Source organism: Arthrobacter sp. DMZ02-1R (genome assembly GCF_057747935.1).
Map to the genome: position 1 here is coordinate 361,105 of NZ_CM173230.1, position 20,875 is coordinate 381,979.

18 protein-coding genes are annotated in these 20,875 nt (G+C 64.0%); 11 read left to right on the forward strand and 7 right to left on the reverse strand.

Annotated features, from left to right (window positions below):
* Positions 1–69: 69 nt before the first annotated feature.
* Positions 70–2,235 carry a bifunctional copper resistance protein CopD/cytochrome c oxidase assembly protein gene (locus AC3ANQ_RS01680; protein ID WP_488303506.1) on the forward strand — a complete coding sequence of 722 codons (2,166 nt, stop codon included), beginning with the start codon at positions 70–72 and terminating at the stop codon, positions 2,233–2,235.
* On the forward strand, positions 2,235–4,208 hold the full coding sequence (locus tag AC3ANQ_RS01685) for an NHL domain-containing thioredoxin family protein (RefSeq protein WP_488303507.1): 1,974 nt from the start codon (positions 2,235–2,237) through the stop codon (positions 4,206–4,208). Before AC3ANQ_RS01680 ends, AC3ANQ_RS01685 begins: the two co-directional genes overlap by 1 nt.
* A 251-nt stretch (positions 4,209–4,459) precedes the next feature.
* On the opposite strand, the gene AC3ANQ_RS01690 is transcribed toward AC3ANQ_RS01685, so the two are convergent.
* Together AC3ANQ_RS01690 and AC3ANQ_RS01695 are read right to left on the reverse strand one after the other, a co-directional pair.
* A complete protein-coding gene (locus tag AC3ANQ_RS01690; protein WP_488305238.1) occupies positions 4,460–5,452 on the reverse strand; it encodes a hypothetical protein in 993 nt (330 codons plus the stop codon).
* Between the two features lie 197 nt (positions 5,453–5,649).
* Positions 5,650–6,207 carry a dihydrofolate reductase family protein gene (locus tag AC3ANQ_RS01695; RefSeq protein ID WP_488303508.1) on the reverse strand — a complete coding sequence of 186 codons (558 nt, stop codon included), beginning with the start codon at positions 6,205–6,207 and terminating at the stop codon, positions 5,650–5,652.
* A 45-nt stretch (positions 6,208–6,252) separates the two neighbouring features.
* Between AC3ANQ_RS01695 and AC3ANQ_RS01700 the strand changes: the two genes are divergently transcribed.
* The 7 genes from AC3ANQ_RS01700 to AC3ANQ_RS01730 all read left to right on the forward strand — a co-directional run bounded on the left by AC3ANQ_RS01700 (position 6,253) and on the right by AC3ANQ_RS01730 (position 14,557).
* The gene (locus AC3ANQ_RS01700; protein WP_488303509.1) at positions 6,253–6,831 is read left to right on the forward strand and encodes a DinB family protein; all 579 of its coding nucleotides are present in this window, start codon (positions 6,253–6,255) and stop codon (positions 6,829–6,831) included.
* Positions 6,832–7,079: 248 nt separating this feature from the next.
* Positions 7,080–7,265 (forward strand): EAL domain-containing protein, encoded by a 186-nt coding sequence (locus AC3ANQ_RS01705; protein ID WP_488303510.1) that lies wholly within the window; start codon positions 7,080–7,082, stop codon positions 7,263–7,265.
* Positions 7,262–9,463, forward strand: coding sequence for a glycosyltransferase family 2 protein (locus AC3ANQ_RS01710; protein WP_488303511.1), 2,202 nt, complete (start codon positions 7,262–7,264; stop codon positions 9,461–9,463). The genes AC3ANQ_RS01705 and AC3ANQ_RS01710 overlap by 4 nt, the downstream gene beginning before the upstream one ends.
* A gap of 8 nt (positions 9,464–9,471) precedes the next feature.
* Positions 9,472–9,777, forward strand: coding sequence for a hypothetical protein (locus tag AC3ANQ_RS01715; protein WP_488303512.1), 306 nt, complete (start codon positions 9,472–9,474; stop codon positions 9,775–9,777).
* 385 nt (positions 9,778–10,162) lie between these two features.
* On the forward strand, positions 10,163–10,591 hold the full coding sequence (locus tag AC3ANQ_RS01720; RefSeq protein WP_488303513.1) for a YybH family protein: 429 nt from the start codon (positions 10,163–10,165) through the stop codon (positions 10,589–10,591).
* Between the two features lie 112 nt (positions 10,592–10,703).
* Entirely contained in the window at positions 10,704–11,693 is a 990-nt protein-coding gene (locus tag AC3ANQ_RS01725) for an LLM class flavin-dependent oxidoreductase (protein WP_488303514.1), read from the forward strand.
* Between the two features lie 224 nt (positions 11,694–11,917).
* Positions 11,918–14,557 carry a trehalase-like domain-containing protein gene (locus AC3ANQ_RS01730; RefSeq protein WP_488303515.1) on the forward strand — a complete coding sequence of 880 codons (2,640 nt, stop codon included), beginning with the start codon at positions 11,918–11,920 and terminating at the stop codon, positions 14,555–14,557.
* Positions 14,558–14,647: 90 nt separating this feature from the next.
* On the opposite strand, the gene AC3ANQ_RS01735 is transcribed toward AC3ANQ_RS01730, so the two are convergent.
* The 3 genes from AC3ANQ_RS01735 to AC3ANQ_RS01745 all read right to left on the reverse strand — a co-directional run bounded on the left by AC3ANQ_RS01735 (position 14,648) and on the right by AC3ANQ_RS01745 (position 16,532).
* On the reverse strand, positions 14,648–15,574 hold the full coding sequence (locus tag AC3ANQ_RS01735) for an AEC family transporter (protein ID WP_488303516.1): 927 nt from the start codon (positions 15,572–15,574) through the stop codon (positions 14,648–14,650).
* Positions 15,575–15,718: 144 nt separating this feature from the next.
* Positions 15,719–16,147, reverse strand: a complete 429-nt coding sequence (panD, locus tag AC3ANQ_RS01740; RefSeq protein WP_184739749.1) for an aspartate 1-decarboxylase — start codon at positions 16,145–16,147, stop codon at positions 15,719–15,721.
* Between the two features lie 55 nt (positions 16,148–16,202).
* Positions 16,203–16,532 carry a putative antibiotic biosynthesis monooxygenase gene (locus AC3ANQ_RS01745; RefSeq protein ID WP_488303517.1) on the reverse strand — a complete coding sequence of 110 codons (330 nt, stop codon included), beginning with the start codon at positions 16,530–16,532 and terminating at the stop codon, positions 16,203–16,205.
* A 99-nt stretch (positions 16,533–16,631) separates the two neighbouring features.
* On the opposite strand from AC3ANQ_RS01745, the gene AC3ANQ_RS01750 reads away from it, so the two are divergent.
* Positions 16,632–17,228 (forward strand): TetR/AcrR family transcriptional regulator, encoded by a 597-nt coding sequence (locus AC3ANQ_RS01750; protein ID WP_488303518.1) that lies wholly within the window; start codon positions 16,632–16,634, stop codon positions 17,226–17,228.
* Positions 17,229–17,260: 32 nt separating this feature from the next.
* On the opposite strand, the gene AC3ANQ_RS01755 is transcribed toward AC3ANQ_RS01750, so the two are convergent.
* Positions 17,261–18,115 carry a LysR substrate-binding domain-containing protein gene (locus AC3ANQ_RS01755; protein WP_488303519.1) on the reverse strand — a complete coding sequence of 285 codons (855 nt, stop codon included), beginning with the start codon at positions 18,113–18,115 and terminating at the stop codon, positions 17,261–17,263.
* Between the two features lie 149 nt (positions 18,116–18,264).
* Here AC3ANQ_RS01755 and AC3ANQ_RS01760 point away from each other — a divergent pair, with 149 nt between their 5' ends.
* Positions 18,265–19,665, forward strand: a complete 1,401-nt coding sequence (locus AC3ANQ_RS01760) for an MFS transporter (RefSeq protein WP_488303520.1) — start codon at positions 18,265–18,267, stop codon at positions 19,663–19,665.
* 68 nt (positions 19,666–19,733) lie between these two features.
* On the opposite strand, the gene AC3ANQ_RS01765 is transcribed toward AC3ANQ_RS01760, so the two are convergent.
* On the reverse strand, positions 19,734–20,867 hold the full coding sequence (locus AC3ANQ_RS01765) for a N(5)-(carboxyethyl)ornithine synthase (protein ID WP_488303521.1): 1,134 nt from the start codon (positions 20,865–20,867) through the stop codon (positions 19,734–19,736).
* Positions 20,868–20,875 lie beyond the last annotated feature (8 nt).

A 20,875-nucleotide genomic window follows, 5' to 3' on the forward strand; every position in this document is an offset into this window, starting at 1 on the left:
CGGGTTGCCGCCTTTCTGCTTTAACCCGGTCGATTCGCCGCGCCGCCTACGTTAACGGACAATGGATAGGTGCCATCTGCCAAAACTCCCGCCACCGCCCCTTCACCCGCCTCCAAGCCGGGAACCAAGGCTGGCGCTGCCGTGGAAGGGATCGGATTGCCGTGGCAGTTGGCAGGCTTCGCCGCGCTCTTCCTGGCCCTCGCGGCCGCACTGATCTTCTCCGGCGCCGCGGCCGGCCGGCAGGTCGCTGATCCCGGCGCGCTGGTCCGCTGGGGACTGCCGGTGGCCAAAGCCGTCCATAACGTGTCCTTGGCGACCGTGATCGGGGGGCTGATCTTCGCCGTCGGCATCCTTCCCAAACACGCGTCCCGAGCTAAAGGCGACGACGCCATAGAGCACCCCGCGTTCACCCGTGCCTTGGCCGTCGCAGCAGCGGCCGGAGCTGCCTGGACGCTCTCCGCCGTCGCGGTCCTTGTCCTCACGTACGCCGATGTTGCCGGCCAGAGCCTTTCCGGCACCGCGGAGTTCACCGCCTCCCTGGTCTACTTCATGACCGACATCCAGACGGGCCAGGCATGGCTCGCCGTGACCATCATCGCTGCGATTGTCACGACGGCGCTGTTCGGCGTCCGCTCGTTGGCAGGACTCGCGTTGACTCTTGTCTTGGCCCTGGGCGGCTTGGTGCCGAACGCACTGATCGGCCACTCGGCGAGTTCCAGCGACCATGAAGGCGCCATCAACTCTCTTGGACTCCACTTGGTGGGTGTGTCCACTTGGGTGGGCGGCATCATTATGCTCGCGATCCTCTCGGGCATCCTGCGGGGTTCCAAGGCAACAGGCACCGGAGACATTACGGAGCAGACGCTCCGCCGTTTCTCCGCCTTGGCATGCTTTGCCTTCGTGCTCGTCTTCGCCTCTGGGGTCGTCAACGCGAGCATTCGTGTCACCAGCTTTTCGGCCTTGGTCGGTACCCCCTATGGGCAGATCATCCTGGCGAAGGCGCTGGCCACTGTTGTCCTCGGCGGCATTGGTTTCATGCACCGCCAGTGGGTGATCCCGCAACTGGGCCGCAAGTCCATGACCGCGCGTCGCGTGCTTTGGCAGCTTGTGTTGGTTGAACTTCTGGTGATGGGCGCGACGTCGGGACTCGCCGTCGCGCTGGCCAGTTCGGCACCGCCGCTGCCCACCACCTATGCGCCCGACGCCTCACCGGCCTTTATCCTGTCCGGTTACGAGTTGCCGCCCGAGCTGACCCCCGCCCGCTGGCTGACGGAATGGCGGCTCGACTGGCTCTGGGTAGCCGTTGCCCTCTTCGGCGCGGTGAGCTACATCCTGGGCGTGGTGAAGGTCCGCCGGCGCGGAGACTCGTGGTCCTGGTTCCGTGCCGTGAACTGGATGATCGGCCTCGCGGTGCTGACGTTCATCACGTCCGGACCGCCGTCGGTCTATGGGCGTGTGCTGTTCTCCGCCCACATGGTGGACCACATGGCGCTGACGATGGTGGCTCCGCTCTTCCTGGTCCTCGGTTCGCCGGTGACCTTGGCATTGCGTGCATTACCGTCCCGCGGCGAAGGATCGCGCGGGGACGGCTCGCGTGGACTTCGTGAGTGGATCTTGGTGGTTGTGCACTCGAAGTTCTCCCAGGTGGTGACCCACCCGCTGTTTGCCGCGGCAAACTTTGCCGGCTCGATCGTTCTGTTCTACTTCTCGGACGCGTTCGGCTGGGCGATGCGCGAGCACGTGGGCCATGAGCTCATGAACTTGCACTTCTTGCTGACCGGCTACATCTTTGTCCTCACGATGCTCGGCACGGACCCCCTGCCGCGCCGGGCGCCCTACCCCATGCGGCTGCTTCTCCTGCTGGCCACCATGGCGTTCCACGCCTTCTTCGGTGTGTCGATCATGGGTGGCACCGGGCTTCTCGCTGCCGACTACTTCGGCAACCTCGGCCGGACCTGGGGGCTTTCGGCCCTGGCGGACCAGCAGATGGGCGGCGCCGTTGCGTGGGGAATTGGTGAAGTCCCCACGCTGCTGGTGGCGATTGGCGTCGCGGTCATGTGGTCGCGCTCGGACGAGCGTGAGACCAAACGCACCGACCGGGCTGCTGACAGGAATAATGACGCAGACCTTAATGCTTACAACGATATGTTTGCGCGGCTTGCAGACCGTGATGCCAAATTGCCTGATCGGGGCTCCAAGCGCCCCGAAAGCAAAACCAATCTGGAAGGACGCTGATGAGCGACACCGTACGCACCCAACTGCGTGTCCGCGCCTCTGAACTGGTGGGCCGTGGCTGGCTCAACACCGGCGGGAAGTCCCTGGACCTGGAAGCGCTGCGCGGCAAGATCGTGCTGTTGGACTTCTGGACCTTCTGCTGCATCAACTGCCTCCACGTTCTGGACGAGCTGCGTCCGCTTGAGGAGAAATACTCTGACGTCCTGGTGACGGTTGGCGTGCATTCTCCCAAGTTCGAGCACGAAGCCGATCCCGTTGCTTTGGCCTCCGCCGTGGAGCGCTACGAAATCCACCACCCTGTCCTGGACGATCCCGAGCTCGCCACGTGGAAGGCCTACACGGCCCGCGCCTGGCCCACGCTGGTGGTAGTGGATCCCGAGGGCTACATCGTGGCGCACCTCTCCGGTGAGGGCCACGCAGACGGCCTCGCAGTGCTCCTTGAGGAGCTTGTAGCCGAGCACGAAGCCAAAGGGACCCTCCACCGCGGTGACGGTCCGTACGTGGCTCCCGTCCCGACGTCGGGCACCCTGCGCTTCCCCGGCAAGGCGACCCAGCTGGCTAACGGCAATTACCTGGTGGTCGATTCCGGCCACCATCGCCTCGTGGAACTGCGCCCGGACCTTGAGACCGTGGAACGCGTCATCGGCTCCGGCACCAAGGGTTACCTGGACGGCGCCGCGGAAATCGCCCAATTCAACGAGCCGCAGGGCGTCGCGGTGCTTCCGTCCGAACTCGCCTGGAAGCTCGGTTACGAAGCCGTGGTCGCGGACACCGTGAATCACCGCCTCCGGGGCGTCACGCTCAGCTCAGGTTATGTACAGACCGTTGCTGGCAACGGCGTACAGCGACTGCTCGACGCCGGCCCGGCCCGCGTGACGGAAACCGGCGCCGGAGTTTGGGCTGAACACCACGACGCCGGTCCGGCTGACTTCGCGGCCGACGCCCTCGACGTCGGGGTACTGGGTGTTGGGACCGGGGTCTCCCTGTCCTCGCCGTGGGACGTGGTGTGGAGCGAAAAGCTGCAGCGCATAATCATCGCGATGGCCGGCACGCACCAGATCTTTGCCTTCGAGCCTCTCAGCGGCGAGGTCTCCATCCTGGCCGGCTCGGGCCTTGAAGGTTTGCTTGATGGGGCTGCCGAGGAAGCCTGGTTCGCCCAGCCTTCCGGGCTGGCCGTGGATGCGGACCACAACATCTGGGTGGCCGACTCCGAGACCTCTGCATTGCGTCGGTTGGTTCTTGGCGAAACCGGTGTAACCGTTGAGTCGGCCGTCGGTAAGGGCCTGTTCGATTTCGGCTTCCGGGACGGCAAAGCCCCCGAGGCGCGCCTGCAGCACCCCTTGGGCGTCACAGTGCTCCCGGATGGGTCCGTGGCCATCGCAGACACCTACAATGGCGCCGTGAGGCGCTACGACCCCGCGACTAAGACCGTGTCCACTTTGGCGAGGGGACTCGCCGAGCCGAGCGACGTCGTCGTGGTCTACCCGGAAAGCGGGGAACCGCTGCTGGTGGTGGTCGAATCCAACAAGCACCAACTGGTTTTGGTCCCCATCCCTAAGGAAGCCCAGCAGGTGGACGAGGGTGCCTCCCAGACGCAGCGGCCAAAGAGCCCCGTGGCGCCAGGAAAGCTGGAGCTCACCGTGCGCTTCACGGCCCCGACCGGCCAAAAGCTCGACGACCGCTGGGGCGACCCCACGCAGCTGAAGATCTCCTCTACCCCGCCCGAGCTGCTGCTTTCGGGCGGCGGCACATCCGTGGGACTGCTACGGACCTTGGAGTTGTCCGCGGACTTGCCAGAGGGCATCCTCCACATCACGGCCCGCGCGGCCGCATGTGATGGACCCGAGACAGAGGACGGCGAAATCCCGGACCACGCAGCGTGCCACCTGTACCAGCAGGACTGGGGAATCCCTGTGGTTTTGCAGGCAGACGGTGATTCCGAGTTGGTGCTTGACCTGCGCGGGATGGACTAGGCACAGGCTCCCCTGTTGGGTTGCGTCACGTGACGCATCTTTTTGGCACTTTGCGCCGGTACCGGTCCCGGAGATCCGCGGTTCTGAGTACTGGGGGCCGCCAAAAGACTGTTACCGGCGCCACGGTGTCACGCTCAGCAATCTTTTGACGCCCAGCGTCGGGGACAACCGCGGAAACTCAGGGGTTCGGGAGTCGGTCACGGCCAAAAGCGTGCGCTACGTGACGGCTGGCCCTCGTGACGGCGCCTGCCCTAGAAGCTCACCAGCGGGGTGACCGTGATGGTGCCGGCGCCGATGTCCAACCGCGTGGTGAAGCTGAAATCGTGGACCGCGTTGAGGTCACCGACCAATCCACTGAAGAGGTCGATTTCGCGGGCGGTTACCCGGGCCTTGCCGTTGAGGGGTGCCACCACCCATTGCCCGTCAAAAGGATCGATGCTGACTTTGGGGTACTCCGTGATCTGCCACTTGATGGTGCCGTCCACCACGCGGCTGTTGGTGACGTGGTAGAACGGGCAGTCGGGCTGGAGCTTTTGCTGCTTGGTGGCTTCGGCGGCGCAGTTGTCCAGGAATTCCTTGACCTTGTCGCTGACCACCTTGGTCATGGCGTCCGTGGGCTTGGTCAGGAGGTTGAGGGGTGCCTGGGGCGAAGTGCCGGTAGTCACTGAAGTGCTGGCGGGCGGTGCCGAGAAGTATTTGCCAGTGAGGCTTGCCTCGTATTGGCCAGGGTAAAACACGGCAAAGCTATTGCGTCCATTGGGCAAGTTCACCGGGACACCGTTCAGGGTCGCCTCGCTGGCGTTGACTACGGTCACCTCGATAGTCGGCAGGGATGACGGCACGAAGGACCATTTGCCGAAGAACAGCCACTCGGTGCCCGTACGTTCAAGCAGGAAATCCGAGTGCAGTGGCTTGCCGTCCATCTGGTAGTCCATGGGGACCATGACCCGGTTGCCACCGCGGGATTCGGCGTTGCCGAGCTTGACATCGGTAATCTTCGACGCTGCCGTCTGAAGGGCGGTACCGTCCAGCATGGCGGCGTTGGCGTTGGGCACGGAGGCGTGCAAAAGCCCGAGGGCTTCCCCGCCATGCCCCTTCTGGAGGGCTGCCAGGTATTCGCGAACTTGCTGCTGCGGGCTGGCTACGGAGTTGCTCACGACGTTGATGGAGACGATCGCAGCGGCCACAGCAAGCATCAGACCGAGCAGCCACCCGGCCGCGGTCTTGACCAACGCTTGACTCAACTGCACGCCCTTTACGTTACCTGCAGGGTCCTCATTACTTAGGCATCCTTCCCCTCACGTGACGGATGGGCATGCTGGGGGAAGGGCCCGACGGCAGGCGGCAGCTCAGTTTTAGCGACGCCGACGCGATGAGGTTCCGAATACTCCGCAGAGCAATTCCCGGCCGAGCTGGGAGCCGAGGGACCGTGCCATGCTCTTTATGCACGCTTGGCGTATCGGAGGTACACGACGCCGTTGCCAAAGCGACGCTCGTCCAGCAGCTCAAGGGTCAGGCCCACGCCGTCGGGGAGGAATTGTTTGCCGCCTCCGACGACCACCGGCGTGAGGAAGAGACAGAACTCGTCCACCAGGCCGGCTTTAATGGCCTGGGCTGCGAGAACGGTGCCACCAATGGACATGTCCTGCCCTGACGACTCTTTCAGAAACTGGACGGCTCCGGCGTCGAACTCCCGTTCAATGCGCGTCCTGGCGGTGGACGGACTCTCCAAGCTGGTGGAGTACACAATCTTGTCTGTGGAGCGCCAAATCTCGGCATAATCCCGCATTGCCGGCGGCTCCCCGGCAAGGGACATGTCCTCCCATGCGGACATGACCTCGTACATCCGCCTCCCGTACAGATAGGTGCCGATCGGCCGCTCAAGGTCATTGACGAAGCTGTGCACTTCTTCGTCGGGCATGCTCCAATCGAACTTCCCATTGGCATCGGCAGTGTAGCCGTCCAGGGACATGATCCCCGCGTAGATCAGCTTTGCCATGCACAGACGGTACACGCGTGCGACGGCAACGGTATAGTGCCGGCCATGGATGACAAAGCGATTTTGCTCAAATACCTGCGTTCCCGTCGGGGCGAGCTCCTCGCCAAGCTCGACGGACTCGATGAATACGACGTCCGCCGGCCCATGACTCCGACCGGAACCAACCTTCTGGGACTCGTCAAGCATGTGGCCAGTGTGGAGCTCGAGTACTTCGGAGAGGTCTTTGGCCGGCCCAGCGGCAAGGACCTGCCGTGGCTTGCCGACGATGCCGAAGCCGATGCGGACCTTTGGGTTCCGCCGGAAGAGACTCGGGAGGAGATCATGGAACTGCACCACTTCTCTGCCGAGCACAGCGATGCAACCATCGAGGCACTGCCGCTCGATGCTCCAGGGGAAGTGCCGTGGTGGTCGGAAGAACGGCGCCGCGTGACGCTCCACCAGATCCTGGTCCACATGTGCGTCGAAACAGCCCAGCACTTGGGGCATGCCGACATCCTTCGCGAGCTCATCGACGGCTCGGCCGGGAAAGGCCCCGGCGACCTGAACTTGTCGCAGCGAAGCACCGAAGAATGGGCCGCGCACCGGGCCCGGATTGAAGCCGCAGCGCGCCTGGCCATGGCGTAGCGCCAGACGTGAGGTCTCGGCGCTTTGAGCGCGCCAAAGAGCCGAGATCTCACGTTTCGATGGAAGCCAGGGGCAGGCTGCTCCGAATCCTCGTTCGGCCCACGGCACGATCTTGATTGTGACAATGGTCGGCGAGTTCGCGCGGCGATACCATTGATGATTTCAAGTTGCCAGAATGCCACGCATTTATTCATCCCTCAGCAGCGAATCGGCGTCGGTTTTCGGTCTTGGCGTGATATTAACAGTCGGTGAGGGACATTGAAAGCAATGCGACGCCGTACAGCCAGCAGGATGCCAAGACGACGGCAGAGGGCGTCGAGCGAACTACGCAACTCACTGCGCTGCGTGGCATGGCCTGCGACACCGCCCAAGGCTACCTGATCTCACGCCCGGTAGCTCCGGCCGACGTCCCCGCGGCCCGCTGCCGCCGATGAACTTGAGTAGCAGTGGCCGACGCCAGCGCGGCCGACGCCGGCACCCCGACGGCGGCGATCTTGCCGAACGCGGGTCCGGGCGTCGCCGGCGTCTCGATGCGCGGAGCCTGGCACGGGAAGGCGTTGCCGGTTGGGCCGCCCACCTCGGTTCGCCGGAAGCTGAACAGACCCATCAGCGTCGAATGGCCCATGTCGGCGGAGTAACCTCAGCCGCGGCGCTTCTTGTGTACATCCTGTGGCGTATCGCCTACACGATGCCTTTGGCCGGACCCGATCTGCTCGCATCATGGGCTCTGGTCATATTCGAGGCCCTTCCGTTCGGCGCGGCAGTGGTCAATGTGGTGACTCTGTGGAATATTGACAGCCGACGGCCGGATCCGTTGCCCGGAGCGCAACAGATTCCAGTAGTCGCTGTCCTGATTCCTACCTACAACGAACCCGCCGAGGTGCTGACGCCCACGATAGCCGCGGCCTGCGCGCTTGAACCGGCGCACCAGACATGGGTACTTGATGACGGGGACCGGGAATGGGTCCGGGAACTGTGTCTGGCATACGGGGCGCGGTATGTCCGGCGCGAAGTCCACGATCACGCCAAGGCGGGGAACCTGAACCATGCCCTGCAACTGATGACAGAGGAGGAAGCGGAAGGTTCGCCCAGTATCGATATCATCGCGGTTCTGGATTGTGACCACGTTCCCCTACCGGCGTTCCTGACCGCGACTTTGGGATGGTTCGCGGACAAGGACATCGCTTTGGTGCAGGGTCTGCAGGCTTTCTACAATGCAGGGGCATTCGACGACGACGGGATCACGGGCGAGCAGGGCCTCTTCTTCAACGTCCAGATGCGGGCCCGCAACACCGCCGGGGCGGGGCCGTTCTGGTGCGGGTCCACGTCGCTGCTCCGCCGGCAGGCGCTTCGCGAGATCGGGGGTATTGCCACGGAAACCATCACCGAAGACATGCATACCACCCTTAAACTCATCCGACGCGGCTGGAAGACCGTCTACCACCACCAGACACTTGCCCTGGGTTTGGCACCGGCCACTCCGGAACAGTATCTCCTCCAACGCCGCCGATGGGGCCTGGGCTGCATGCAGATCCTCACCCGCGAACGGCTCTGGGCGGCCAAGCGATGGATGTCCTGGCGCAACTACCACGAGTACCTCAACGGAACTGTGTGGTGGCTTGAAGGCGTCGGCACGGTCATCGCGTTCCTGGTTCCGATGATTCTGCTGTTCTCCGGTGCGACCACGACGACGGTCGACCCTGTAACTTTCTCCACAGTCTTCACGCTGACTTTCATGACACGTCTTTGGGGAGCGAAACACTTGATGCGCAAGCAAATCCACTGGCCAACTGCATTCGCCCTCCGGATATTCCGCATTCCTGTCGGTCTGGCGTGCCTGTGGTGGCTCATGACGCGCAGAAGTCTCAATTTCGAGGTCACACCCAAGGGCGGGGCGGGCTCCCGAACCAAAGGTTCTGCGCCCCGGATCCTAGGCGTGTTGGCTCTGGCCAATTTGACGGCTATCGGCTATGCGACCGCAGGGGTGATGGGCGTCGCTCCCTCCTCTGCCGGAACAGCTTCAACGGTTGCCGCAGCAAGTTGGCTGCTTCTTGCAGCCGTCTTCCTCGCCATGGGAATGAGAAGGATCCGGGCCGAAGCGTTCGCGACCTCCCGACGCAACGCCCATCGCTTCCCCGTCACCGCCGCAATTGAAATCAACGGCGCGCAGGGAACCCTTCTCGATATCTCAGTCGGTGGCGTGTCTGTCCGGACGCCCAGCGGGCACCTTAGCGACGCAAAGACTGCAGTGCTTCGTCTGCCCGGCTCCGTACCGGTAACCCTCGGCGTCGTACGGGTCCAAAGGACCGGCACTGATCAGCAAACGGTCTCGTTGCGGGTAACCGAAGGCGATTGGCATGCCTACCGAATACTGTCTCTCTGGCTCTTTCACACGCCCACCGGCGTCCTCCCGCGCCTTCCGTCCGGCGCCCCCGCGGCCGCAGTCACCAAGCCGGAACCGTCGGAAGCAACTCACACAGCCATCAAGAAACCGCGTCCTCTGGCGCTGCACGTCCCTCGCCTGCGACGGAGACACCGTGACCCAAAGGCTAGCCAGCATGGAGGCCGAGCCCGTCGAGAGTGGCCACGGCCGTCGTCGGCCCGCCGCAGTCACGGCCGTCAGGGTATGTAGTCGTGGGCTTGAGCCTCGCATGGCTCATGCCGATCGACCAGCCAGAGGTGTTGGTGCCCGAGGTCGTGAGATCGAGTGGGTCGTCGTTGATGCCCGCCTCGATGCGAACGACGATGCTTCCGTCCGCCATGCGCAAGGGCACCGCTTGGGGCGCACCAGGCGAGGTCGGCAGGGGGATGGGACCGGGTGTGAGCGGCATCAAGGCATTGATAGAAAGGCTGTGGCACGTGCCGTCCTGGCACAGCTCAATGCCGAGTGTGGCGAGATTCGCCGCGCGCTCCGGCGTGACGTGCAAGGTCACCGACGAGCTGTAGCCGACAGCCGGGCACACCCTGGGGGAGCCGCACGACGAGAACAGGGGCGCCCCGACTGCGAGCACGCCAAGAACCGAACAAACGCGACCTACAGAACCGAAGCGACGCATCGCGGCCCCCTCACCAGAGTCATGGTAGGTCCCTGCCGCATCCTGCGGAAGGGCGCGGCCCCATCATGCTTGACGGAGCCGAGGCCGGGAATTGTGTCTCACTAGCCGATCCCATTGCGTGCCCCAGTGGTGATGAGGCCGCGGATCTGCCGTGTATCTGAGATTCGGACTCCAAGCAATGACTTCCATGCCGGTGGGCGAACCGCCGAGAGGGTCACATAACAGCCACGGTGTAGGCTTCCCACACAACGGCCCACATCAGAGGAGACTTTTTCGTGAGCAACGAACAAAGCCCGGTTGCACAGGCACTGGATTCCTACGCCGCCGCCGTCCACGCGAAAGACGTGGATGCGTTCACGGCGCTCTACGACGACAACGTCCACATCTACGATTCCTGGGGGCAATGGCAATACACGGGAATCGATGCTTGGCGGTCGATGGCGGGCGAATGGTTCTCCTCACTTGGCGACGAGCGCGTGCAGGTCGAATTCAACGATGTGCAGTCCGTCGCAGGGGAGGACGTGGCTTTCGGGCATGCGGCCGTCACCTTCGCCGGGATCTCGGCGGAAGGCGAACGGCTCAGGGCGATGACCAACCGCTTCACCGTTTGCCTTGAGAAGAAGAATGGCGCTTGGAAGATCGCCCACGAGCACTCTTCCCTCCCCATCGACATGGAGACCGGCAAGGGCATCTTCACAAGCTGAGACGGAACCCACGCAAGTTAACGAAATAACCCGGCCACCGCCGTCGTTGTCGCAAGAGTGGCCGGGAAACCGGCCGCTTGAACGAAACCACCTTCGAAAGGCCGGCACCAACGTGACTGTTCCCCTCTCCATCCTCGACCTGGCAATCATTGGCAAAGGCCAGACGGCGGCGGAGAGTTTCGCCGGGAGCGTCGCCATGGCGCAACTGGCCGAGCGGCTCGGCTACCGTCGGATCTGGTACGCCGAGCACCACAACATGGGCTCGATCGCTTCCTCGGCCACGAGCGTCCTTATTGCCCATATCGCTGCCAACACGAGTACCATCCGGCTCGGTGCCGGTGGGGTCATGCTGCCCAACCACTCGCCGCTCACTATCGCTGAGCAGTTCGGCACGCTCGAGACGCTGCACCCGGGCCGCATCGACCTTGGCCTCGGACGGGCACCCGGCAGCGAGCAGAACACCATGCGTGCACTCCGCCGCGACCCAATGGCCGCGGACACGTTCCCGCAGGACGTATTGGAGCTGCAGGGCTACCTCACGGGACCCACTCGCATCGAGGGGGTCGAAGCGACGCCGGGCAAGGGCACCAATGTGCCGCTCTACATCCTCGGTTCCTCCCTGTTCGGGGCGCACCTTGCCGCGCAGCTCGGCCTGCCCTACGCTTTCGCCTCGCACTTCGCGCCCAACGCGCTGCAGGACGCCGTCGCCATTTACCGCCGCGAGTTCAAGCCGTCTGAGCAACTGCAGGAGCCGTACGTGATCGCGGGAGTGAACGTGGTGGCTGCGGATTCGGCGGCGGAGGCCCAACGGCTGTTCCTTGAGGTCAAGCGGGACCGCGTCTCCCGTTTCCTGGGCGGTGGCCGCGAGTTCACCGACGCCGAAGCGGACCTGATCCTCGATTCGCCGCAAGGCCAGCACATCGCCCAAATGGTGAAGTACTCGGCAGTCGGCACGCCAGAGGTGGTGCGTGACTACCTCGATGAGTTTGCCCGCCATGCCGACGCCGACGAACTGATCGTGGCCCACCAAAGCACCGGCACGGAGCAGCGCCTGCATTCCGTGGACCTGGTCGCGGAAGCTGTGGGCCTGACCCGGGTGTAGCTGACGCCCGGCTCGCGTCACGCCGAGCAAACTTTTGAAGCGCACGACGGCGGCCTACCGCGGAATTGCGCGGAACGCACCGCTGCGCCGGACCAAAAGAATGCCTGGCGTGACGCGCCCTGCCGAGGAAACTCGGAAGCGTTACACCCCGGCAATGCGCGGGTCATGGAGGCGAAACTCCGCGAGCGGAAACTGGACGAATCCACCCCGGAAGGATCGTCCCCATGGCTACTCCGCTCAATTTGTCCGTGGCCGATTCGGCGTTGCTGACAAAATCGCTTCCGCTCGGCCTCCTGCGGACTTTCGCCCAGTCCGAGGCCGCCCACGACGGCATCACCCCGGAACTCCTCGCGGAACTGAGGATGCTCGCCCGAACTCCGGGACTCCTGGTGGCTTGCAATTACGGTGGGACCCTTTGCGCGGCCGAAGGCGTGTCCACGGAAACGCTGCCACTCGGGAGTGCCGCCGTCGCGCTCCGGGCACTGGCCGCACTGCCGAACACGCACACGGCCGTCATCTCAGGTAGGTCCCTGCGGGACTTGGCCGCTGTTTCCAGGCTCCCGGCAGAGGTCCACCTGGTGGGTTCGCACGGCGCTGAGTTCGACATGACTTACGCGTACGGCATTTCGATGGCCACGGAGGCCGTCCTTCAGCAGGCAGCCACCGCCCTCAACGAATCCATCGGCTTCGAAAAGGGCATCAGCATCGAGCGCAAGCCCGTGGCCGTCGCGATCCACACAAGGCCGGCGACGCCTGCCGTCGTCGCACGCGTGACGCGCGAGGCGCACCAGATCGCCCGGGAATTGGGCCTGTTCTTCATCGTGGACGGGTCAGTGCTGGACCTCTCCATCGTGGAGCCCTCCAAGGACGCCGCGCTGGAGCATCTGCGAACACAGTTGGGGGCCAGCGCGGCCCTTTTTGCAGGCGACGCGGACAGCGATGAACTCGCCATCGCCACCCTACGTGGCCCGGATCTTGGGCTGCACGTGGGCGACGGGGAAACCTCGGCGCGCCACCGTCTGCCGGACCCGGAATCCTTCGCCAAGGTGCTCGCCATTCTGTTCGAACTCCGCCGGGCGTGGCTGTTTGGCGAGGACGCAGTGGGGCTGGAGCGGCATTCGATGATCGGCAACGGGACCTCCACTGCGCTGCTCACCCCGGAGGCCAAGATTTGTTGGATGAGCCATCCCCTCCCGGATTCCGGCTCCTTGTTTGCCCACATCCTCGGTGGCGATCCCGCCGGCCACTTCAGCGTGGAACCGGTCAAGACGTCGAAGGTGCTGGGCCAGCGCTACGTGGACAACACCATGATCGTGGAGACGCGCTGGGCCGACGTCACAGTCACCGACTACCTTGAACCCGCACCGGATGGCATCACCAGCCTGGTCCGTGTCCTGTCCGGAACCGGCAGCGCTCGGATTGTTTTCGCACCACGCCCGGACTACGCCAACGCTCCGTTCAACATGGAAATCCGCGGCGAAGAGTTGCACGTCGTGGGCACTTCGGACCCCATCATCCTCTTCGCTCCCGGGGTCTCCTTCACCGTCACGAGCGACGGCAAGCACGGCACCGCCACCGCGGAAGTCAGCCTCACGTACGGTCCCGTAGTCATGAACCTCAGGTGCGGGGACACTGAGCCGACGACGCCGGACCCCGCCGGAGAGCTCGCCCGGCGGGCCGCCGTCGCGCACCAATCCCGGCAGTGGGTCCGCGGGCTGGAACTGCCCGACATGAAACCGTCGTTGGTGCGCCGCTCGGCGCTGGTCCTGAAGGCCTTGGTGCACGCACCCACAGGGGCAGTCCTCGCGGCACCAACCACGTCGCTGCCGGAAGGGATCGGTGGTACCCGCAACTGGGACTACCGTTACTGCTGGCTCCGCGACGGTTCCATGACAGTAAACGCGCTAGTGGATCTCGGTTCCACCGAGGAAGCGGACGGTTTCCTCCGCTGGCTGGGCCGCATCCTTGACAACGCACCCGGACCGGAATGGCTGCACCCCCTGTACTCCGTGACGGGCTCCCCGCTGTCCACGGAGGCCATCATCGAAAGCCTGCCCGGTTACGCTGGCTCACGGCCCGTGCGGATCGGGAACGCGGCGGACCACCAGGTGCAGCTGGACGTTTTCGGACCGATCGCCGAGCTCATCCGCGGGCTCAGCAAACGTCGCGGCACCCTGCCGGACGGGCACTGGAAACTCATGGAGCAGATGGCCTCAGCCGTCCTGGCCCGCTGGCACGAACCCGACCACGGCATCTGGGAAGCCCGGCGCGCACCGAGACACCACATCTACACGAAGGTGATGTGCTGGGTGACGCTGGACCGGGCCATGCAGACGGCGGTCCGGTTCCGTCGCCCAATTGGAGCCGCGTGGGAGGAGACGGCCAACATCATTCGCTCCGAGGTCCTCCGCGAGGGCTGGGATGATTCCGCCAGCTCCTACACCGTGGCTTACGACAGCCCGGACCTGGACGCGGCTGTGCTGCACATCGGACTTTCCGGCCTCCTGGATGTCCGCGACCAGCGCTTCCTGGACACCGTCACCGCCGTCGAGCGGGAACTCCGGGTGGGCCCCACCGTGTTCCGGTACAGGTACGACGACGGCCTGCCGGGTTTGGAGGGCGGGTTCCACATCTGCACCACCTGGCTGATTGAGGCGTACCTTGCCGTGGGCCGGCTGGACGATGCGCTGGAGTTGTTCAACCAGCTCGTGGCGCTCTTTGGGCCAACGGGATTGCTTCCAGAGGAGTTCGACCCCGGCACTGAGACCCACCTGGGCAACCACCCGCAGGCCTACTCGCACTTGGGTTTCATCCGGTGCGCGCAGCTCCTGGACAGGTACCTGGACTCGGTGGACGAAGAGTAGGCGCAAGGACACCAGCCATCCTCCGCGTGCTCGCTCGTCCCTCGCTTAGACGCACGCTTCCGGATAACTGGCGTCCTTGCTTGCGGAGATTTAGGCAAGCAGCAGTGCCACGGCGATCATTGCCGGGACGGCCACCACCGTGGTGATGAGGACGGTGTCCTTGGCGACGGTGATTCCGGTGTTGTAACGGCTTGCTGCGACGAAGACGTTCTGCGCCGTGGGCAGTGCCGAAGTGACCACCACTGCGAACAACGCGTGTCCCTCCAAACCCATCGCGAAGCGGGCAAACAGGTAGGCCATCAACGGGTGGACGAACAGCTTGAAGCCGCTGGCCAGCAAGGTGTCCAAGCGGCGGCCTGTGTCCTTTTGCAATGGACGCGAGCCGTTCAGGCTCATGCCGAACGCCATCAGCATCGCCGGAATGGCGGCGCCGCCGATCAGATGGATCGGCTCCATGATGAGCGAGGGCACTTGCCAGCCCGTGCCGGCCACCACCAAGCCGAGGGCCGATCCGACGATCATCGGGTTTCGCACGATCATCAAGACGAATCGCAGGGGAGTGGTGCGGTGGCTACTGGTGCTGGCATCGAGCGCCATCAGGTACATGGGCGTGAAGAATGCGAGCTGGAAGATCAGCAGCGGTGCAACGTAGCTGGCGTCGCCCAGGACGAACACTGCGATGGGGATGCCGAGGTTCGCGGAGTTGGCCAAGGAAGCGCTCATGGATGACATGAGCGATTCAGGCAGGGAACGTTTGAGCCAGAACTTCACAATGACGAAGAACAGGGTGCCTGTGGCTACGGCCCCCACGGCTGTGACCAGCAGCGGAGCAGCGAAGATTTCGTGAAGGTGCGCCTTGCCGAGGGTTTCAAAGAGGAGCGCAGGGCTCGCGACGAAGAAAGTCAGTCCGCTGAGGACCGAACGCGCATTGTCGCCCAGGATCCCGCGCTTGCCGACGAACATGCCCACCAGGATGATGGCCCACACCACGAAGAACCCGGAAAGGACGCCCAGCACTACGGCATCCGGAGGGGGATTTGCGCGGGACGGCGTGGGTTCACAGACCCAGCCTAAATCAGCTTTATTCGGCCGCGAGGCTCGACGGCGGGATGTTCCGCCATGTGGACGGCGCCAGGGGTGTGCCCCGCGGGGAAGGGGAGCCTAGTTCAGGTCGGCGTTGTTGAGGGCGTGCGGCGGGCGCATGAGGCCCGGAGTGAGGCCCTCGGCGGGATCGCTGCCGAGCTGGACGATCTTGTTGGACCTGTCCACATGGACAACCTTGGGTTGGTAGGCCTTGGCCTCTTCGGTGGTCATCTCCGCATAGGTGATGAGGATGACGACGTCGCCCACGTGCACCAGGTGCGCTGCGGCACCGTTGATGCCGATGACGCCGGATCCGCGCTCGCCGGCGATGGTGTACGTCTCAAGGCGCGCCCCATTGGTGACGTCAACAATCGAGACGAGCTCGCCGGGCAGAATGTCCGCAGCATCAAGCAGATCCAGGTCGACCGTCACAGAACCTACATAGTGCAGGTCGGCATGGGTCACCGTGGCACGGTGGATCTTGGACTTAAACATTGTGCGGTTCATAACGTGACAAGTTTAGCGCGTGGCCGCTCGATCGCCGGGTGATGCCTGACACAGCCTAGGCCCCGGAGTCGGCCTTCCTTGCCTGCCGCCTCTTCAAGGAGCCATAGCCAGCGAACAGTTTCGGAACAACAAAGTAGACGGCCGTGGGAACCACGAGGAGCGTCAGGACGAGGGCGCGGAAGGCAGGGTGCCAGGATTCGGTCAGCGGACCAAGGATCGTCAGGCCGATCGCCACGAGGGGGAAGATGGCCAGCCAAGTGATGACGGCGCGAGCGTGCACAGAAGGGACGTGCGCGGAATGCGCGTGAACAGAAGGCACGGGCGCGGAAACCGGCGCAGGCGCGGCGGTGTCCACGGGTGCGGTAACTGGGGATTGGGGGCTCATAAAATTCTCCAACTAATTAGTTGCTTTCCGGGTGAGTTCAGACTAGACGCCACTCGCGAAAACTGCAACTACTTGGTTGGAATCTGTTAAGATGGGTGCATGGCATGGGATACCGAGCGGACCAAGCGCCTCCTCCTTGAGGCGGCCACCGCCGAGTTCTGCCAATTCGGACTCGCCGGCGCCAGGGTAGACCGCATCGCAGCCGCGGCCGGAGTCAACAAAGAGCGCATCTATCAGTACTTCGGCAAGAAAGATCTCCTCTTCGACGCCGTGATCGCGTCCCAGCTCAGCAAGGTGGTGGACGAAGTCCGTATCGAGGGCAGTGGTCCCGAAGCCTTGGCCGACTATGCCGGACGCCTGTTCGACCACCACCATCAAGACGCCACCCTGCCGAGGCTGCTGTTCTGGGAGGGGTTGGAGCGGGGTGACTACGTGGTGAACCGCCCTGACCGGGCCGCGAACTGCCGTAACAAGGTTGACGGTGTCATCCGGGCCATGCCGGGCACTTCCAAGGAAGACGCGGCCGATCTGATGCTCACCATCGTTGCGCTGTGTGACGCCTGGCCGGTACTGCCGGAGCTGGATGGCCTCATGGCTGGCAAGGGATCAGGCAGGGTGGAGCGGCGACGGAAGGCGATTGTCCAGACCATCCTCCTGGCCGCGCGGGCATTGGTCCCCGAGCCTAGTCACCTCTAGTTCGGCACCTCGAGTTCCCGGATCCGTGGGGACTAGGCCTGCTTGTTGAGCGTCCTGCCGATGATCGCCTGCGTGAGCGCATCCACTACCTCTGCGTTCGCGAGCGGGTTGCGGATGAGGGTGAAGTCGACTTCGCCCACGGGTGGGAGGCCGAAGCGCCGGGTGATCACCGTGAGGTCCTCGGGAACCAGCGACGACGGCATGACGGCAACGCCGATGCCGGCGCGTACCGCCGCCAGGACGCCCGCGATCTGCTTGGTGGAGCAGGTGACCCGCCACGTCCTGCCCATGGCCTCAAGGGCATCGATGGCCAGTTTGCGGCTGACGCTCGGTGCTGGATAGCAGATCAGCGGCACGGGGCTTGCGGGATCCAACACGGTCTGTTCGACGCCGACCCAGGCAAAGTTGTCATGCCGGACCACGGTGCCGTCCTTGGCCTCGCCCACCCACTTCACGAACACCAGGTCCAGTTGGCCGGCGTTGAGGCGTTTGTAGAGTTGGTCGCTCTGGCTCACCGTAAGTTCGAGGTTGATCTTGGGATACAGTTGCCGGAATTCGCGAAGGATTCGCGGCAGGCCCGTAATGGCAAGATCGTCGGCGGTTCCGAAGCGCAGCCGGCCGCGCATGGCGGAACCGGAGAAATACCTCGCCGCGGAATCGTGGGCCGCCAGGATGTTCCGGGCAAAACCCGCCATTGCGTCGCCATTGTCCGTGAGCCGCACATCCCTGGTGTCGCGCGCCACGAGCGCCCGCTTTGCCGCCGTTTCCAGCTTTCTCACGTGCTGGCTCACTGTGGGCTGGGCCAGGCCGAGGCGCTCGGCGGCCTTGGTGAAACTCAGGGTCTCGGCTACGGCCAAGAAGGACCGCAGCTGCACTGGCTCGAACACGAGGCTCCTTGAAAGGTGGGATTACCGTTGCTCACGGTACTGTATTGCATTTCGCAATGCTAGTTATATAGCCAATTCACTTCCATAATTGTGGGCGCTCAACTTAGCGTTAAGTGCATCCCAGCGAAACGTCTATCCAAGGACTTCTTTTGGCACCCCCACCGCCCTCAGCGGCACATGTCAGCCAATCCTCCATCGATTCACTCGTCGCAAGCAGCAGAAATTCAGTCGCCGCTGACTACTCGGACACAGCCACCCAGCCGATCGCCGTCGTGAGCGAACGGCTACCTTGGCGGCACACATTCATTTCCCTCAAAGTACCCAACTTCAGGATCTTCGCCATTGGCCACTTCGTAGCCGTGATTGCGCTCTGGATGCAGCGGATCGCCCAGGACTGGCTGGTACTCCAGCTCTCCGGCTCCGTCACCGCCGTCGGAATAACCGTGGCATTGCAGTTCACGCCCGCGCTTTTCCTAGGCCCCTGGGGTGGCATGATGGCGGACCGCTTCCCCAAGCGACGCATCCTCATCCTGTGCCAAAGTGTCGCGGCCGGCCTCGCGGCCATCCTTGCCATATTGGCGCTGAGCCACTGCATCGAGGTGTGGCACGTTTACGTGATTGCGTTTGTCCTGGGCCTCGTGACCGTCCTGGACCAGCCTGCCCGGCAGGTCTTCGTCAACGAGCTCGTGGGGCCGAAGTACCTGCGCAACGCCATCAGCGTCAACTCCACCACGTTCCAACTGGGCGGCCTGATTGGGCCCGCCCTGGCTGGCGTGCTGCTGACCGCGGTCGGCGCGGGTTGGGCCTTCGCCGCAAACGCCGTCGCGTGCTGTTCCACGGTCACCATGCTCCTCATGCTCCGTAAGAACGAACTCTTTGTCAGCACGCCTGTGCCAAAACGCAAGGGGATGCTGCAGGAAGGCCTGCGCTACGCGCTGAGCAAGCCCACCATCTACTGGCCATGGCTCATGGCCGGTTTTGTAGCGGTCTTCGCGATGAGCCTGCCTGTGCTCCTCGCCGCCTTCGCGGACCACATCTACCATGCGGGCGCCGGCGGCTACGGCTTGCTCAACGCCATGGTTGCCCTTGGCGCGCTCGCCGGAGCAATCACTTCGGCCCGTCGCCGCCAATTGCGTCTGCGCTCAGTGGTCCTGTCCGCCGGGATGTACGGCTTGATGCTGTGCTTGGCTGCGTTGGCGCCGTCCATGGTGTGGCTCGCCGTTGCCATGGTTCTCTCCGGGTTCTGGTGCCTCATGTTCCTGACCGCCGCCAACCAACTGGTCCAAGTTAGCGCCAACATGAGCATCCGCGGACGCGTCATGAGCCTCTACATCATGGTGCTCATCGGTGGCCAAGCCATCGGCGGACCCATGATGGGCTGGCTCGCCGAGCACCTGAACCCGTATGCAGCGCTCTTGGTGTCCGGCGGGGTGCCGGCGCTCGCAGCGGCGACGGTCGCCGTCGTGCTCGCGCGGAAGTCTGAGTTGCGGCTCAAAGTGAACGTCCGGGACCGACGCCGGATGGTGCGGATCGTCGCGCAGTCGGCGTAGTGCCGAACGCGGCTGAGCCGGGCGCCTGCCAGGCGCCCGGCTGTCGGGGCGTTTGAACCAGAGTCCGCTTAGGCCACAAGGTGCGGGTAGTCGGCCGCGCGCCCTTGGAATTGCAGCACGTCCGGGTTTCGGATGATGCCGTCGCGGATCTCGATGGCACGGGAGATTGTCTCGTTGGCGTCCCAGGCTTCCGGGCCCGAAATGACGGTCTCGACGAACGGCAGGAGCGCTTCGCTGATCTCCCAGCTGGACGAGTTCCACAAGTAGGACGGGCTGTGGTCCACCGCGTAGTAGTTGATGTGGTCGCCCACAGTGAACATGGGTTCGGCGAAGGTCGTGGTCCGCGCCCAACTGAAGCCCATGCCTTCGTCGCAGGATACGTCGACAATCAAGCTTCCCGGCTGGAACGCGTCAAGGTCCTCAGTCCGCAGGTAAGTCAGCGGCGAGTTCGGGTCCTGCAGGGTGCAATTGACCACGATGTCGCTCGCGGCGAGGAATGGGGCCAACGGCAGGCGGCCGCGATCAGTAATGACTTCACTCAGGAACGGGGCGTTCTGGTCGTGGTCGAACTGCACGATCCGCACCGAGTGGATGGGGGAGCCGACCGCCGCGACGCCGCGGTTTGTCAGGACCTGGACGTCGTGGATGCCATGGGCGTTCAGGGCGGTGACCGCGCCACGCGCTGTGGCTCCGAAACCAATCACGACGGCGCTGAGGCGCCTCCCGTAATCACCGGTGGAGCCAGTCAGGGCAAGGGCGTGGAGGACGGAACAGTAGCCTGCAAGCTCGTTGTTCTTGTGGAAGACGTGGAGGCCAAAGCCGCCGTCGCTGGCCCAGTGGTTCATCGCCTCGAACGCGATCAAGGTCAGCTTCTTATCGATGGCGAGCTGGGTGATCGCCCGGTCCTGGACGCAGTGCGGCCAGCCCCAGAGGACCTGCCCGTCACGGAGATCGGCAAGGTCTTCCGGCTGCGGCTTGGGCAGGAGAATGACATCTGATTCGGCGATCAATTCTTCACGGCTTGCCATGCCACCGACCAACGGCTCCAGCTGGCTGTCCGAAAAGCCGAAGCGCTCGCCGTAGCCGCGCTCCAGCCGGATGTGCTGCCTGAGTTCCAGAGCAATGCGCTCCAGATGCAGGGGATGGACTGGAAGCCGGCGCTCGTCCGGCTTCCGCGATGAGGAAAGGATTCCGAGGGTCATGGCGCCTA